A 15366-nucleotide genomic window follows, 5' to 3' on the forward strand; every position below is an offset into this window, starting at 1 on the left:
CTCATTCTCCCGGGAGAGCGTTGGTTCTCATTCCCGGGGAAGCAACGGGCCGAGCGGCCCGAGGTCCAGGTTCAGGTCCTCGGGCCGCAGTCCGTAGCGCTCGCGCAGCTCGGTCATCCGGTCGTCCAGCAGCATCAGCGTGAGGCCGATCCGTTCCTCCTGCTCCTCGCTCAGGTCGCCCGTGTCGAAGCGGCGCAACGCCTGGCGCTCCATGAGCTGGCGCAGCAGCTCGACGACGGTCAGGACGAGTTTCACGAGGTCGCGTTCGACGGTGTCGGGGTCGAGGTCGAGCCGGTTGCGGTCCGCTGGTGTCACGCCGGCTCCCCCCAGGGCGAGGGGACCTGCTCGTTGACCGAGCTGATCAGTGCGTTCAGGTCGATGCGGACGAGGTCGACGTCCGCGATCCGCAGGGTGATGTCCCCGGTGACGACGACGCCCCCGGCGAGCAGCCGGTCGAGCAGGTCCACGAGGGCGATCTCGCGGCGTTCGACGGCGGTCACGGCTCCACCTCCGGTTCCTCCGCGAACTCCCCGGTGAAGGAATAGGCCGCCCAGGGTCCGGTGAGTTCGACCCGGATTCCGGGGGCGTCGTCCTTCTCCCGGTCCACCAGTTCCACGAATTCCTCGGATTCCGCACGCGGCACGAGATAAGCGGCGTTCAGCATGTTCTGCCCGGACGCACCGGAAAGCGCGGCGCTCTGCGGGGCATGCAGCCGGGAGTCCTCGGCGAAAGCGGAGAGCGTTTCGTGCAGCCTGCCGGAGAATGCGGAAGCCTTCTGCCATACGTCCTCGCGGGCCCGCGTCTGCATGCGACGCTGACGCAGATAGTCGCGACCGGACACGGCCCCACGCCCGGTCCGGCCACCTTCCGGGCCCTCCGCGCCCTCCGCGCCCTCCTCCGGCCGCGCGGGCTCGCCGTGCTGGGCGGCCTCCGTGGGCTCAGGCTCGGCATACACCTTCACGCCCCACTCGACGCGCCCCTCCAGCCGGTCCAGGATGCGCCGGAAGTCGTCCTCGCGGGCCTCGATCATGGTCCGTACGCCGCTGTCGTCCCGGAAGACGGTGGCGAGCCGCAGCGGCAGCGGGGTGGTGACGACCGTGAGTGCGTCGATGACCTGCTGGTGGGCGCGGGCCGTGGTGGTGAGCCACTCCATGTCCTCCAGGTGGGCGCGCAGCGGCTCCTCGGCGAAGTCCGCCTCGGGCACCGTGCTGACGACGGCGATCAGGCCGTGGTGCGTCAGCTGCTTCGGCGGCGACCCCGCCACCCCTGTCAGCTGCCGCTGGAGAGCGGAGCGAAAGGGACGGCAGATGGCGTAGACGTAGCGCAGTCCGGTCATGAGGCCTCCTCCTGTCCCCGAGCGGGCTTCAGCTGAGCCAGACGCTCACGCAACTCGGCGTTCTCCCGGGCCAGTTCGTCACGGCGGGCGCGCGTCGAGAGCGCCGGGTCGTCCTCCCACCAGTCGATGCCCATCTCCTTCGCCTTGTCGACGGAGGCGACGATGAGCCGCAGCTTGATCGTGAGGAGTTCGATGTCGAGCAGGTTGATCCGGATGTCGCCGGCGATGACGACGCCCTTGTCGAGCACCCGCTCCAGGATGTCGGCGAGGTTGGCGCCGCTGTCGTGGCCGTAGGGCTGGGGCAGCCGCCCTGGCGTCGTCATCGGCGACTCCCACCACCGGCGTACTCGGCCTCGGCCTCGGCCTCGGGCTCGGGCTCGGGCTCGGGCTCGGGCTCGTCGTCCGCGTACTCCTCCTCGGTGTCGTACTCGCCCTCCGGTTCCTCACCCTCCTCGTCCGCGTACTCCCCGTCATCGTCCGGGTACTCCCCGTTCTCGTCGTCCGCGTACGCGGCTTCTCCTTCTTCCTCCTCCCCTCCTTCGTACGCCTCCTCGTCCTCCTCCGCGACCGCGTCCTCGTGGCTGCGGACGACCTCGCCGTCACGGATCTCACCGCGCCAGCCGTCCTCGGCCTCTCCCTTGAGGGTGATGTGACGGACGTAGTTCTTGAGGTCGAGCCGGGCGCGGCGGCCCTGGGCGTGCCAGAGGTTGCCGGTCTTCTCGAAGAGGCCCTTGGGGTAGTACTCGACGACGAGCAGGACGCGGGTGAGGTTGTCGGCGAGCCGGTGGAAGGAGACGACGCCCTTCGTGGTGCCCTTGGCGCCCTCGGAGGTCCAGGCGATGCGGTCGTCCGGTGCCTGCTCGGTGGTGTGCGCCTTCCAGCTGCGGTTGGACCAGAACACCTTCAGCTGCCAGTCGGAGGTCGTGTCGTCGGCGCGGTCCGCGCTCTTCACGCCCTTCGCGAAGGTGCTGAAGTCCTGGTACTGGGTCCACTGGTCGTACGCCGTGCGCAGCGGGACGCCGACATCGACGTACTCGATGATGACGGTCGGCTTCCTGCCCGCCCCGCCCTTGCGCCTGCCCTTGCCGCCGCCGAGGTTCTTCAGTGCTTCGGTCACGTTGTCCTTGACGCGGGAGGCGCCGAGCTCCAGTGCGCTGCGCAGGGGCCCCTTGCCCTCGGCGAGCTTGCGGCCGCCGTCCAGGGCGAGCTGGGCGAAGCCGGGGCTGCGGCCCTCGGCGATGTCGGTCAGCTTGACGGTCGCCTCGCCGAGTTTGTGGCCGGCGCCGGTCAGCAGCCGGGTGGCCTGGGCGGCCAGGTATTCGCGCAGTTCGGCCTTGAGCCGGTCGGCGGCCTCGCTGCGGGCCACGCCGCTGAGGGTCTCGGTCATCGCTCGTCACCGCCCTTCGGCAGCCGGGAGCGGGCGCCACGAGCGGCTCCGCGCGTCGCGGCAGCCGTCTTCTTGGCGGCGGGCTTCCTGTCCGCCGCCCTCTTCGCCGCTGCTGTCTTCTTGGCCGCCGTCTTCTTCGCCGCGGTCTTCCTGGCGGGCTCGGACGCCTTCTTGGCCGGATCCTTCTTCGCCGCCTTCCGGCGCGGCTCCTCCTGCGGCTCCTCCTTGGACTCGTCCTTCGACTCCGCCTCGGGCACGCCGCCCGCCAGTTGGTCACGCACCTGTGCGGTACGCCCGTGCAGCCGGTCCGCGAAGGCGTCGAGCTGTCGCTCGACCATGGCGCCGGACGCCGCCTTGCCCACACCGCGCAGGTCCTCGCGCAGCTGGTCTCCGAGCTCCTTGAACTGCGGGTTGTTCTGGAGCTGCTGGGACACCAGGTCCGCGAGGGCCCGCGGGCTCAGCTGCATGCGCTTGCCGGCCACCAACGTGCCGACGGCGAACGCCAGTTTCAACTTCTTCGTACGTCCGAGGACGTATCCGGCCCCTACCGCGAGGCCGAGTCCCACTCGGTTCATCGTGCCGTCCCCTCACTTGCCCGTGCCGTGCGCGAGGGCGATCTCGAGCCGGTCGAGGAGTTCGTCCTCACGGCGGTCGAACTCCTCCTCGTCGATCTCGCCCGCCGTCAACTGCTCCTCCAACGCGGCCAGTTCCGCACGCACGGTCGCCGGGTCGTAGTAGAGGCGCTCCGCCTCCTCCAGGACCTGTCTGATCACCCATGCGCTGCCGCGCACCGGGGCGAACGGCAGCAGCACCACCTCTCCGATCAGTCCCACGGCCTCACTCCTCCGTGCTCTTCGGGCTCACCGCGCCGGTCATGGTCCCCGCGGGCTCGGCCGGGCCGGGATCGACGAAGCTGTACGGCGGCAGCGGACCGTTGACGCGCAGGTCGAGGTGCGGGTGGCCCTTGCGGAGCTGCTCCACTGCCGCGAGGAAGGTCTCGGCCCCCTCGCGGGCCACCAGGAACGACACGTTGGCGAGCCAGCCGGAGGAGTCGGGGCCCACGCTGACCGCGTCCGCCGCCGGTTCCAGGGTGTGCTGGACGTCGGTCGCGTCCTCGGCCTCCTGGGCCTTGACCGCGGCGACCACCATCTCGCCGAGCCGCAGCCGCTCCTCGTAAGTACCGCCGCCGGCCTGCCGGTTGGACTCCGTCATGGCCCGGATCTCCGGGTTCTCGGACAGTACGCGGTGCAGCACGGCCTCTTCGGCGTGGCTGGCCTTGATGTTGTACTCGACCTTGCCGTCCAGGGCGGTGAGGCGTTCCTTGTAGTGCTCGGCGCGTTCGGCGAGGACCGAGGTGACCGTGTCGTCGTCGGGCGCGATGCTCCCGAACCGCATGGGCAGCACGCACCCGGCCGCGCCCGCCTCGGCGAGCACGTTCGAGTGGGCGAGCAGTTCCCTGCGCTTGGGGCGCAGCCCTTCTGGTGCGTCGCTGACGAGCGCGGCCAGTTCGCCCTGCTTCAGCACCCGGACCGGGCTGGGCGGGTCGCCGACGCCGCCCACGGCCTTCGGCAGGGAGGGGTGCGAGCTCGCGGTGATGCCGTACACGTACGTGCTCACTCCTGCTCCTCCTTCCGGCGCGACGCGGTGGCCTTGCGGGCACGCGGCTTGGGCTCGCGCTCCCCTTCGTCCCGTGCCTGCTTGAAGGCGTCGGAGATGGTCTCGGCGGCACCGGACAGTGCCCCCTTGGACTTGCCGTGCGCGCCGGACTCGGTGATCTCGCCGACCAGGTCGGGCAGACCCGGGTCCTTGCGCGGGCCGGCCTCCAGGTCGAGCCGGTTGCACGCCTCGGCGAAGCGGAGATAGGTGTCGACGCTGGCGACGACCACCCGTACGTCGATCTTGAGGATCTCGATACCGACGAGGGAGACCCGTACGAACGCGTCGATGACGAGCCCCCTGTCGAGGACGAGTTCCAGGACGTCGTAGAGGCCGCTGCTGCCGCCTCCGCCTCCGGTCTGCTGTGCCGGGACAACGGTCATGCCGGCCGTTCCTCCTTGTCTGGGGATGGTGTGACGGGTGTGGGCGGGCGGACTAACGGCCGCCGGACCGGTGCGCGTCGGACCGTCCGCGTTCGTAGCGGCGGACACGGCGGTAGCCGGTGAGCTGTCCCTGCTGGTCGAGGTCCACCTGGTAGCTCGCCATCAGGCTCATCGTGTCGGGGACACGGGCCAGCTCCAGGACCTCGATCTCCAGCACCCAGCCGTCCTCGGTCTGTTCGAACGAGGACACCGTCTCCGCGGCCTTGCCGGTGAGCTCGGCGAGCTGGGCGCGCGCCTGGCGCAGCACCTCCATGGGGCTCGGCATGTCGTCTGCCCCGCCTTGTCGTCGTCTGGATGATGTGGGTGAGTTCTGTGAATCAGTCATGGGCGCCTCCCACGGCGAGTGGCCCGGAAGACGCCCGCCAAACCCATGAGTCCGTGTGCGTCAGCCACGGAGCGCGTCGAGCCTGCGCCGGGCGGGTCCCAGGGCACGGGGACGGCTCATCACCCCCGCCCACGGGTTGGTGCGGGCCTGCTCCACCGCGTCGGCGACGGTCCAGCGGCGGGCGTCGAGGTCCGGGTCCTCCAGTTCGGACCAGGTCAAGGGCGTGGCCACGGGGGCGCCGGGCCGGGGGCGCACGGTGAAGGGCGCGACCGCGGTCTGGGCGTAGGCGTTGCGCTGCACGTCCAGGTAGAGACGGTCGCCGCGGTCCTTCTTGCGGGCGGCGGTGGTGAGCCGGTCCGGGTGGGCGTCGACGAGGGTGTCGGCGACGTCCCGGGCGAACTCGCGTACCTGGTCGAAGTCCTGTTCCCCCTTGAGCGGTACGACGACGTGGAGGCCGCGTGACCCGGTGGTCATCAGCGCCGACGGAAGCTTCAAGGAGTCGAGCAGCTCGCCGAGCAGAACGGCCGCTTCCCGCACCTGCTCGAAGTCGTCGTCGGCCGGGTCGAGGTCGAAGACCATCCGGTCGGGGAAGTCGATCCGGTCGGTGCGCGACAGCCAGCGGTGCAGGGTGAGACAGGACTGGTCGGCGAGGTAGACGAGGGTCGCGACGTCGTCGCAGACCGTGTGGCGGACGGTGCCGTCCTCCTTGGCCACCACGGCCCGGGTGATCCAGTCCGGGTAGTGCTCCGGGGTGTTCTTCTGCATGAACCGAGGTCCGCCGACGCCGTCGGGGTGCCGTTCCAGCATCAGCGGACGGCCGCGCAGATGCGGCAGCATGAACTCGGCGACGGACCGGTAGTAGTCGACGAGGTCGCCCTTGGTGTACTCCTTCGCGCCCCCGTCTCCGGGAAAGAGCACCTTGTCGACCCGTTTGACCTCGACGGTACGGCGGCCCGCCCGCACCCGCTTCGTCTCGCCGCCGCCGGTCACCGTACGACCGCCTCCTCCACCAGCAGCTTCCCCGCGGCGGCGATGGACGCGGCGTCGATGCCCGCGGCGTGCAGCTGCTCGTCCGGCGAGGCCGACCCGGGCATCCTGCGGACGGCGAGACGCACCAGGCGCGGCACCGGGCGCCCGTCGAGGAACGCGTCGAGGACGGCGTCGCCGAGTCCGCCCTCCTCGTGGTGGTCCTCCACGGTGAGCAGACAGCCGGTCTCCTCGGCTGCCCGGCGCAGGGTGGCCCGGTCGACGGGCTTGACGGAGTAGAGGTCGATGACCCTGACCTGGATGCCGTCGCGGTCCAGGGCGTCGGCGGCGGCGAGCGCCTCGTGCACGGTGACGCCGGCCGCGACGACGGTCAGCCGGTCGCGGTCACCGGAGCGCAGCACCTTGCTGCCGCCGACCGGGAACTCCTCGTCGGGGCCGTAGATCACCGGGCTCGCGCCGCGCGAGGTGCGCAGATAGCGGACGCCGTCCAGGCCTGCCATGGCGGCGACGAGCCGCGCGGTCTGGTTGGCGTCGCACGGGTACAGCACGGTCGAGCCGTGCACGGCCCGCATCATCGCCAGGTCCTCCAGGCCCATCTGGCTCGGCCCGTCCTGCCCGATCGCGACGCCCGCGTGCGAGCCGACCAGGTTGACGCCGGCGCCGCTGACGGACGCCATGCGGACGAAGTCGTGGGCGCGGGTGAGGAAGGCCGCGAAGGTGGAGGCGTACGGCACCCAGCCACGGGTCGCGAGCCCCACCGCCGCGGCGACCATCTGCTGCTCGGCGATGTAGCACTCGAAGAACCGGTCGGGGTGTTCCTTGGCGAAGAACTCGGCGCGGGTGGAGTCGCTCACCTCGCCGTCGAGGGCGACGATGTCGCCGCGTCCGGTACCGAGCGCGGCGAGCGCCTCGCCGTAGGCGTTGCGGGTGGCGACCTCCTCGTCCTTCTCCCAGCGGGGCAGTTCGACGTGTCCGGCGCGTACGGCGTGCAGCATGCGGGTCGCGGGCGGCTCGTGGACCCGGACGCGCAGGTCGCGCCGTCCGCCGAGCTCGGCGATGGCCTCGTCGGCGTCCGGCAGCGGCTTGCCGTGCAGTCCCTCACGGTCCTCGACGGCTCCTACGCCCTTGCCCTTGAGGGTGCGGGCGAGGATCACGGTGGGCTGCCCGACGGTGGAGCGGGCCTCCCCGTACGCGCGGTCGATGGCGTCCACGTCGTGCCCGTCGACCTCGACGGTGTGCCAGCCGAAGGCCTGGAAGCGGCGGGCGTAGGCGTCGAGGTCGTGCCCGTGCCGGGTCGGCCCGCGCTGGCCGAGCCGGTTCACGTCGACGATCGCGGTGAGGTTGTCCAGATGCTCGTACGCCGCGTGCTCGGCTGCCTCCCAGACGGATCCCTCGGCGAGCTCGCTGTCCCCGCACAGCACCCACACCCGGTACCCGCTCCGGTCCAGCCGCTTCCCGGCCAGCGCGATGCCGACACCGATCGGCAGTCCCTGGCCGAGCGAGCCGGTCGCGGTCTCCACCCACGGCAGCTGCCTCGGCGTCGGATGCCCTTCGAGCCGGCTGCCGAGCTTGCGGAAGGTGACCAGCTCGCCGTCCTCGATGGCGTCCGCGGCCTTGAACGCGGAGTACAGCAGGGGCGAGGCGTGCCCCTTGGAGAGGACGAAGCGGTCGTTGCCGGGGTGGGCGGGGCGGTCGATGTCGTAGCGCAGGTGCTCCGCGAGGAGTACGGCCATCAGATCCGCGGCGGACATCGACGACGTCGGATGCCCGGACCCCGCGGCGTCGGAGGCACGCACGCTGTCCACGCGCAACTGCTGGGCCAGTTCGACGAGTTCAGCGGTGTTCATGGGTCTCCTGGTCTCCTTCAGAAGGCTGGCGGGAGCGGGGTTCGGGGGCTATGGGAGCGTCCGGATGCGGCTTGTGGACGGCCGGCGAGCCCGGAGGTGCTTCACCGCCCGCGGCGCCACCGGGTTCCGGCTCGCGGCCCGCTCGCAGATCGGGGCGCGTCACCGGGCCGGGAGGTTCGTGGTGCTTGGCGGCGTCGGGGTCCTGGACGGGGTCGAGCGGTTCGGATCCGGCGACGGGGCCGGGCCCCGGACTCTTGGCGGGCTCGCCGACTGGCTGGTTCTTGGCGGGTTCACCGGAGGGCTGGTTCCTCGCGGGTTCACCACCGGGCTGGTTCTTGGCGGGTTCACCGGAGGGCTGGTTCCTCGCCGGTTCACCACCGGGCTGGTGCTTCGCCGGCTTACCGGCAGGCTGATTCCTCACGGGCTCACCACCGGGCTGGTGCTTCGCCGACTCACCGGCAGGCTGATTCCTCACGGGCTCACCACCGGGCTGATTCCTCGCCGACTCACCGGCAGGCTGATTCCTCACGGGCTCACCACCGGGCTGGTTCCTCGCCGACTCACTACCGGGCTCGTTCTTTCCCGCCTCACCGCCAGGCGGGACCGTCGCAGCCTCGCTGCTCGCATGCCGCCCCTGGGCGGGCTCGGCCTCGCGCCCGGACGGCCCGGACTCCCCGGGGTTCGGTCCCGCCGAGGGCGCCTTCTCCGGCCGCCCCGGCGTTCGCGCCAGTTCCGGCGAGGCGGTGTCCAGCGGTACCGACCACGACCGCACCAGTCCCAACTGCACGGCCTGACGCGGGAGTACGGCGTCCAGGAACCAGTCGGCGGCGACGCGGACGCGGTTGCCGGGCATCGCGGCGAGGTGGTAGCCGCGGGTGACGGCGCCCGCCGCAATGCCCGAGAGGTGGATGCCGAGCGGGTTGGCGGCCGCCTTGACGCCGCCGAGGTCCACGACGAAGCCCATGTCGCGGTGGCGGTAGGGGCGCCGCTCGCCGAGCCCCAAGGACGCGGCGACGTTGTGGGCCACGGTCTTGCCCTGCCGCCAGGCGTGCTGAGCCGTCATGGGTGTGTATTCGCCGGGCTTCTCCAGATCGGGCACGGCGGCCCCGTCCCCGGCGGCGAACAGCTCGGGCCGGCCCGGCACCTGAAGGTGCGGGTCGACGAGGAGGCGGCCCCGCTCCAGGGGCAGTCCGAGGGACTCGGCGAGCGGATCGGGCCGTACGCCGACGCACCACACCAGCGTGTGGGTGTCGACGAACTCGCCGTCGGTCAGCAGCACCCCACCGTGCGTGGCCTCCTTCACGGAGGTGCCCATCCGCACCTGCACGCCCCGGTCCCGCAGCACCCGGTCGGCGGTGCGGGAGAGCCTCGGGTGCAGCTCGGGCAGGACGCGGTCGGCGATGTCGAGCAGCAGCCAGCGCGGCCGCATACCGGCCCGCAGCGGGTGTTTGCGCACCTGGGCGTCGGTGAACAGCTGCCCCTGTGCGGCGACCTCCGTACCGGTGTATCCGGCACCCACTACGACGAAGGTGCACCGCGCGGCACAGCTCTTGGGGTCGTCGGCGGCGGCCGCCAGCTCCACCTGCCGGGTCACGTGGTCCCGCAGGTACAGCGCCTCGGGCAGACCGCGGAAGCCGTGCGCGTGCTCGGCGACGCCGGGGATGGGCAGCAGCTTGTTGACGCTGCCCGCGGCGAGGATCAGCCGGTCGAAGGGCAGGGTGCCGACGTCGCCCTCGGGGCCGGTGTAGTGGACGGTGTGCCCGTCGAGGTCGACGGAGTCGGCTTCGCCCAGCACGAGCCGTACGTGGGGCAGGGTGCCGGAGAGGGAGACGGTCACCCGGCGCGGTTCCAGGATGCCGGCGGCGACCTGGGGCAGCAGGGGCAGGTACAGGAAGTAGTCGGTCGGGTTCAGCAGGGTGATGTCGGCCTTGTCCCGGGTGATCCGGGACAGGGTGCGGGCCGCCGGGTACCCGGCGAATCCGGCGCCGACGATCACGATGCGGGGTCGACTCACGGTGTGCCTCCGGGGCTGTCGCGTACCTCGGGAGCCTTCCGCGTCCCCCTGGTCAAGGCCCCCAAACGTCGCCCCCGGCCGGCGCCGGCTTCCGGCACACCGACCCGTACATCCCGGTTCCGGCCCGGTTTCCCGCCGGGCCGCCGGGTACCCGGACGGCGACCCGTCCCCGCCGCCTACCCGACGCGGCAGTCCCGGAGGTGCCCCCCATGCCCGAGTACGGCTACTTCCTGGCGTGCGAGGAGTTCCGTCCCGCCGAACTCGTCGAGCAGGCGAGGATGGCGGAACAGGCCGGATTCCAGTCGCTGTGGATATCGGACCACTACCACCCGTGGAACGACGCACAGGGCGAGAGCCCCTTCGTGTGGTCGGTGATCGGCGCGATCTCGGAGGCGGTGTCACTGCCGGTCGAGACGGCCGTGACCTGCCCGACCGTGCGGATCCACCCGGCGGTGGTGGCACAGGCCGCGGCGACCTCCGCGGTCATGACGAACGGCCGCTTCCGGCTCGGCGTGGGCTCGGGCGAGGCCCTCAACGAGCACGTCCTGGGGCATGTGTGGCCGCCCGCGAGCGTCCGTCTGGAGATGCTGGAGGAGGCGATCCTGATCATGCGCCGGCTGTTCACCGGTGAGGAGATCAGCCACTACGGCAGCCACTACCGGGTGGAGAACGCCCGCCTCTACACGGTCCCCGCCGAACCGGTCCAGATCGACATCTCCGGTTTCGGCCCGGCGGCGACGGCCCTCGCGGCACGCGTCGGCGACGGGTTCATCACGATGATGCCGGACGAGGAGATGGTGACGCGGTTCCGCAAGGGCGGCGGCCACGGCAAGCCGGTGATGGGCGGCACGAAGGTCTGCTACGGCACCGACCGCGACGAGGCCGTCCGCACCGTGCGGCGGCTGTGGTCCAACCAGCTGCTGCCCGGCGAGATGGCCCAGATCCTGCCCTCCCCGCGCCATTTCGAGCAGCTGGAACCGCTGGTCACCGAGCAGATGGTGAGCGAGAACACGGTGTGCGGCGACGACGTCGACGAGCACGTGGCCGAGCTGAGCGCCTTCGCCGAGGCGGGCTTCGACCGCGTCTACGTCAGCCAGATCGGCCCCGACCAGCGCGGCTTCTTCGACTTCTACCGCACCAAGGTGCTGCCGCAGCTTCAGCCGTGACGAGGGGCGGACCCACGCGATGAAACTCCACCTCCCCGTCGTCTCCGTCTACACGGTGCCCACCGACGCCCCCGAGGCGGACGGCACCCTGGCCTGGAACTCCACGACCGTGGTGATCGCCGAGGTGACGGCGGGCGACGCGACCGGTACGGGCTGGACGTACGGCCCGGCTGCGGTCGGCGACTTCCTGCGCGACCATCTCGCGCCCCTCGTCGAGGGACGAAGCGCCCTGGACATCCCGGCGGCGCACGACGCGATGTCCCGCGCGATCCGCAACGCGGGCCGCCCGGGCATCGCCGCGTGCGCGATCTCGGCGCTGGACATCGCCCTGTGGGACCTCAAGGCCCGCCTCCTCGAACTGCCCCTGGCCCGGCTGCTGGGCACCTGCCGCGAGCACGTCCCCGTCTACGGCAGCGGAGGCTTCACGACGTACCACGACACGCATCTGGCCGCCCAGTTGAACGGCTGGGTGCACGGCCAGCACATCCCACGCGTGAAGATCAAGATCGGCGAGGACTGGGGCCGCGCGGCCCTGCGTGACGTCTCCCGGGTCCGGGCGGCACGCCAAGTGATCGGCAACGAGGCGGAGTTGTACGTCGACGCCAACGGCGCCTACACCCGCAAGCAGGCGGTCCGCGTCGGCCACGCTCTCGCCGAGCACGGTGTCGGCTGGTTCGAGGAACCGGTGTCCTCGGACGACCTGACCGGTCTGCGGCTGATCCGCGACACCCTGCCGTGCGACGTCACGGCCGGCGAATACGGCTACGACCTCCCGTACTTCGCCCGCATGATCGCCGCGGGCGCGGTCGACTGCCTCCAGATCGACGCGACCCGCTGCGGCGGCCTGACCGAGTTCCTGCGCGCCGCCGCCCTGGCCCAGGCCCACGGCCTGGAGGTCTCGGCCCACTGCGCGCCCCACGCCCACGCCGCCGCGGCCGCCGCGCTTCCCAACCTCCGCCACATCGAGTGGTTCCACGACCACGTCCGCGTGGAGGACATGTTCTTCGACGGCGCCCTGGACCCCACGGGCGGCACGATCACCCCGACGCAGGGGGTGGGCCACGGACTGACGCTGAGGGCGGAGGAGGTCCAGGAATTCAGGGTGGCCTGACGACAACCCCCCAGGTGCGCGGGGCTGTAGCAATGTGCGGCTTCGCTGCGCGGGCGCGACCAGCCACGACGGCGCCGAAGACGATCTGCCTACAGCCGCCGCCCCAGCCATCGTGCGGTAAGCACACCCGCCCCGATCGTCAGCCCCTGCCCGACCCGGCCACGATTACGGGACAGCCACTCCTGCGGACCCCCCGCACAGGCCTCCTCGTCAAAACGCCCGTGCGCCCCGAAGTCCCGCCCGCGAGGCCCGTCCGCCGGCGTCCACAGGTTCGCCGGCCCTGCCTGCTCCCCCTCCTCACGCTGCGCGTCGAACCCGGTCCGCGCCAGGTACCGGTCCAGGAACCCGGGAGCGACGGCGTTGGCCATCAGCGTCGCCACCGTGGAGCCCCCGACCCAGTACTCCCTGCGCCGCGCGTGCCCGGCGGCGTGGACGACAGCCCGCGCGGCCACCTCCGGCTGGTACACCGGGGCCACGGGCCGGGCCCGCCCGGGCAGTCGGCTCAACACCCAGTCGAACTGCGGGGTGTTGAGGGCCGGCATCTGCACCATCGTCGTCCGCACCCGGCTCCCGTCGCGGAGCAGCTCACACCGCAGCGACTCGTTGAACCCCTGGATCGCGTGCTTCGCCCCGCAGTACGCCGACTGCAACGGAACCCCGCGGTAGGCGAGCGCGGATCCGACCTGCACGATCGTGCCCCGGTCGCGCGGCAGCATGTGCCGCAGGGCGGCCCGCGTGCCGAACACATAGCCCAGGTACGTCACTTCGGTCACCCGCCGGAACTCGTCCGGGGTGATCTCGGTGAACGGCGCGAAGATCCCGGCGAAGGCGTTGTTCACCCAGACGTCGATGTGCCCGAACGCGTCGACGACCTGCTGGGCGGCGTCCTCGACTGCTTTGGCGTCGGCCATGTCCACGGTGACGACGAGGGCCTCGCCGCCGGCCCGCTGCACCTCGTCCGCCGCCCCGGCGAGGCCCTCGCGTCCCCGGGCGAGCAGGGCGACCCGGTCGCCGCGCGCGGCGAAGGCCAGGGCGGTGGCCCGGCCGACACCGCCACTGGCGCCGGTCACGACGACGGCCCTGCCGTGCTTCGGCAGGGCCCCCTTCCGCGGCTTGCGCACCAACATCACGCCCGGTGGTGCGGCTGCTCGGGGTCGATGTCGTCCGGGTGCGGCGGCCGCGTCCCGGACGCGTCCGGCGTCGCGCCGGGCGGGCCGGCCGGCATCGGCGGGTACGGCAGGCCGAGCCCGCCGGGCGGCGCGGTCGGCGCACTGCCGCCGAGGGTGGCGTCGTGAGTGGCGCCCGGTGCTGCCGCGTGCTCCGTCATCGGCCGGGACGACGACGGGCGTGCCGCGCCGCGCAGCACGTACGCCACCACTCCGAGGATCGCCGCGGTGATCAGCGCGGCGGCCCAGTCCGGCAGTCCGGCGGCGAGGCCCAGCCCGAGGGCGAGGGCGAGGGCCGCGCCCGCGTACAGGGCGACGGCGCCGGAGCCGGCGTAGAGCATGGCCCGACGGCGTTGCCTGCGCGTCTGCTCGCGCAGCTCGTCCCGCACGGTCTCACGCGCCACCTGCGCCAGCTCGTCGACCAGTTGCTTGTCCAGGTGCTCAAGATGATCCAAGCGGTCCATGGCGCCCGAGTACCCGTACAGGCGTGCTCATAACGCGCTCCGTGACGGCCCGTACCGGCACGTGGGCCGGCTACCGGAGTGAGGGGATCGCGTGAAACGATCTCCCCGGCCGGGCGCCCCCAACTAGGCTCGTCCGTATGGACATCCTGGGAACCACGCTTCGCGTGTGCGTCGACGACCTGGAGAGGGCAGTCCCCTTCTACGAACGGCTCGCGGGCGGCCAAGCCCTCCGTTTCGAACGCGGTGGCGTCCAGGTGGCCGCGGTCGGCTGCTTCCTGCTGATGAGCGGCCCGGAGGCCGAGCTGGAGGTGCTGCGCAAGGTCGCGGCGACGATCGCGGTCAAGGACGTCGAGGAGGCCCGTCAGGTGCTCACCGAACTGGGTGCGCACGTCATCGCGGGGCCGGTGGCGACGCCAGTGGGCCGCAATCTGATCGCGATGCATCCGGACGGGGCGATCTACGAGTACGTGGACCGTCAGGGCTGATCGTCAGCGCTCCTCAAAGGCCGACACGATGATGTCGGTCAGCAGCGCCCCGGCCGTGCCCTCCGGGTCAAGGTCGGGGTCGTAGATGGTGACGTTGAGCCCTACGCAGTGTGCGGAGCCCAGCAAGGGGCGGAGCAGCGCGACGAGTTCGTCGGGTGTGAGCCCGTCCGGGTCGGGGCTGTCGACGGCGGGCATGACGGACGGGTCGAGGACGTCGGCGTCCAAGTGGACCCAGAAGCCGTCCAGTTCCGGGATCTCGAAGGCCTGCCTGGTGACCGACGCGAGCGACTCGGCGCCCCATTCCCGCAGGTCGCCGACGGTCACCACGGGGATCTTCAGGTCGGCGAGCTCGGCCCGGTCCTCCTCGAAGCAGTCGCGGATGCCGAAGTACCGCACGTCCTCGTCCCGCAGATAGGGCCTGAGCCCCTCCAGGTTCGTCAGGTCCTCCTGCCCGCGTCCGGTGGCCAGGGCGACCTCCTCACCGCCCGCCGCGCCGACCCGGTCGGAGTTGCCGGGATGCCGGAAGTCGGGCGAGGCGTCCAGGACGGCCAGCCCGTGCCGGCCGATGCGGCGCAGCGCCAGGGCGGCGCCCAGGTTGATGGAGCAGTCGCCGCCCAGGACGAGCGGGAAGTCCCCGGCGCGCACATGGCGCTCGATGCGGTCGGCGAGCTTGCAGGTGTAGGAGGCGAGCGCGGCCGCGTTGAAGACGCCGTCGCCTTCCCGCCAGTACCCACGGTCGTACCTCGGCGGCACCACCACCCCGCCCTCCAGCGCCCGCAACCTCTGCACGATCCGCTGCTCGCGCAGGGCGCCGGCGAGCTTGTAGCAGCCGGGCACGGTGCCGGGGGCGGGTGGGCGCAGGCCCAGGTTGGAAGGGGCGTCGAGCACGACGATGTTCCGCATGCGCTCCATCCTGGCCGACGTGGAGGCGGCCCTCAACGCAAATTCACAGGGACGGCGACGGGAACGGCCGACGGCG

19 protein-coding genes are annotated in these 15366 nt (G+C 71.8%); 3 read left to right on the top strand and 16 right to left on the bottom strand.

Annotated elements, in window-relative coordinates; genetic code table 11:
• Positions 1-27 precede the first annotated feature (27 nt).
• The 13 genes from KUM44_RS28735 to KUM44_RS28795 are packed head-to-tail and all read right to left on the bottom strand — an operon-like array spanning position 28 to position 9995.
• Positions 28-315 carry a gas vesicle protein K gene (locus KUM44_RS28735; RefSeq protein WP_217212505.1) on the bottom strand — a complete coding sequence of 96 codons (288 nt, stop codon included), beginning with the start codon at positions 313-315 and terminating at the stop codon, positions 28-30.
• Complete coding sequence (locus tag KUM44_RS28740; protein ID WP_217212507.1) at positions 312-500, bottom strand: gas vesicle protein; 189 nt, start codon at positions 498-500, stop codon at positions 312-314. Before KUM44_RS28740 ends, KUM44_RS28735 begins: the two co-directional genes overlap by 4 nt.
• Entirely contained in the window at positions 497-1336 is an 840-nt protein-coding gene (locus KUM44_RS28745) for a GvpL/GvpF family gas vesicle protein (protein WP_217212509.1), read from the bottom strand. Before KUM44_RS28745 ends, KUM44_RS28740 begins: the two co-directional genes overlap by 4 nt.
• Positions 1333-1659, bottom strand: a complete 327-nt coding sequence (locus KUM44_RS28750) for a gas vesicle protein (RefSeq protein ID WP_217212511.1) — start codon at positions 1657-1659, stop codon at positions 1333-1335. Before KUM44_RS28750 ends, KUM44_RS28745 begins: the two co-directional genes overlap by 4 nt.
• Positions 1656-2723: an SRPBCC family protein gene (locus tag KUM44_RS28755; RefSeq protein WP_217212513.1), complete on the bottom strand. Its 1068-nt coding sequence runs from the start codon at positions 2721-2723 to the stop codon at positions 1656-1658. The genes KUM44_RS28750 and KUM44_RS28755 overlap by 4 nt, the downstream gene beginning before the upstream one ends.
• Positions 2720-3298 (bottom strand): DNA primase, encoded by a 579-nt coding sequence (locus KUM44_RS28760; RefSeq protein WP_217212515.1) that lies wholly within the window; start codon positions 3296-3298, stop codon positions 2720-2722. The genes KUM44_RS28755 and KUM44_RS28760 overlap by 4 nt, the downstream gene beginning before the upstream one ends.
• Positions 3299-3310: 12 nt before the next feature.
• On the bottom strand, positions 3311-3556 hold the full coding sequence (locus tag KUM44_RS28765) for a gas vesicle protein GvpG (protein ID WP_217212517.1): 246 nt from the start codon (positions 3554-3556) through the stop codon (positions 3311-3313).
• A gap of 4 nt (positions 3557-3560) precedes the next feature.
• Positions 3561-4340 (bottom strand): GvpL/GvpF family gas vesicle protein, encoded by a 780-nt coding sequence (locus tag KUM44_RS28770; protein ID WP_217212518.1) that lies wholly within the window; start codon positions 4338-4340, stop codon positions 3561-3563.
• Positions 4337-4762, bottom strand: coding sequence for a gas vesicle structural protein GvpA (locus tag KUM44_RS28775; RefSeq protein WP_217212520.1), 426 nt, complete (start codon positions 4760-4762; stop codon positions 4337-4339). The genes KUM44_RS28770 and KUM44_RS28775 overlap by 4 nt, the downstream gene beginning before the upstream one ends.
• 52 nt (positions 4763-4814) lie before the next feature.
• The gene (locus KUM44_RS28780; RefSeq protein ID WP_217212522.1) at positions 4815-5147 is read right to left on the bottom strand and encodes a gas vesicle protein; all 333 of its coding nucleotides are present in this window, start codon (positions 5145-5147) and stop codon (positions 4815-4817) included.
• Between the two features lie 60 nt (positions 5148-5207).
• Positions 5208-6137, bottom strand: a complete 930-nt coding sequence (gene ligD, locus KUM44_RS28785; protein ID WP_217212524.1) for a non-homologous end-joining DNA ligase — start codon at positions 6135-6137, stop codon at positions 5208-5210.
• Positions 6134-7981: a transketolase gene (locus tag KUM44_RS28790; protein WP_217212525.1), complete on the bottom strand. Its 1848-nt coding sequence runs from the start codon at positions 7979-7981 to the stop codon at positions 6134-6136. Before KUM44_RS28790 ends, ligD begins: the two co-directional genes overlap by 4 nt.
• Positions 7968-9995, bottom strand: a complete 2028-nt coding sequence (locus tag KUM44_RS28795) for an FAD-dependent oxidoreductase (protein ID WP_308402749.1) — start codon at positions 9993-9995, stop codon at positions 7968-7970. Before KUM44_RS28795 ends, KUM44_RS28790 begins: the two co-directional genes overlap by 14 nt.
• A gap of 209 nt (positions 9996-10204) precedes the next feature.
• Here KUM44_RS28795 and KUM44_RS28800 point away from each other — a divergent pair, with 209 nt between their 5' ends.
• Both KUM44_RS28800 and KUM44_RS28805 read left to right on the top strand, forming a co-directional pair.
• The gene (locus KUM44_RS28800; RefSeq protein WP_217212527.1) at positions 10205-11161 is read left to right on the top strand and encodes an LLM class F420-dependent oxidoreductase; all 957 of its coding nucleotides are present in this window, start codon (positions 10205-10207) and stop codon (positions 11159-11161) included.
• A 19-nt stretch (positions 11162-11180) separates the two neighbouring features.
• On the top strand, positions 11181-12272 hold the full coding sequence (locus KUM44_RS28805; RefSeq protein ID WP_217212529.1) for an enolase C-terminal domain-like protein: 1092 nt from the start codon (positions 11181-11183) through the stop codon (positions 12270-12272).
• Between the two features lie 89 nt (positions 12273-12361).
• Here the strand turns inward: KUM44_RS28805 and KUM44_RS28810 are convergent, their stop codons facing one another.
• Together KUM44_RS28810 and KUM44_RS28815 are read right to left on the bottom strand one after the other, a co-directional pair.
• Entirely contained in the window at positions 12362-13399 is a 1038-nt protein-coding gene (locus tag KUM44_RS28810) for an SDR family oxidoreductase (RefSeq protein WP_217212531.1), read from the bottom strand.
• Positions 13399-13902 carry a phage holin family protein gene (locus KUM44_RS28815; protein WP_217212533.1) on the bottom strand — a complete coding sequence of 168 codons (504 nt, stop codon included), beginning with the start codon at positions 13900-13902 and terminating at the stop codon, positions 13399-13401. The genes KUM44_RS28810 and KUM44_RS28815 overlap by 1 nt, the downstream gene beginning before the upstream one ends.
• 137 nt (positions 13903-14039) lie before the next feature.
• Between KUM44_RS28815 and KUM44_RS28820 the strand changes: the two genes are divergently transcribed.
• A complete protein-coding gene (locus KUM44_RS28820) occupies positions 14040-14387 on the top strand; it encodes a VOC family protein (RefSeq protein WP_217212535.1) in 348 nt (115 codons plus the stop codon).
• Positions 14388-14390: 3 nt separating this feature from the next.
• On the opposite strand, the gene KUM44_RS28825 is transcribed toward KUM44_RS28820, so the two are convergent.
• A complete protein-coding gene (locus KUM44_RS28825) occupies positions 14391-15290 on the bottom strand; it encodes an arginase family protein (RefSeq protein WP_217212537.1) in 900 nt (299 codons plus the stop codon).
• Positions 15291-15366 lie beyond the last annotated feature (76 nt).

The organism is Streptomyces sp. AC550_RSS872 (assembly GCF_019049285.1).
Taxonomy (GTDB): Bacteria; Actinomycetota; Actinomycetes; order Streptomycetales; family Streptomycetaceae; genus Streptomyces.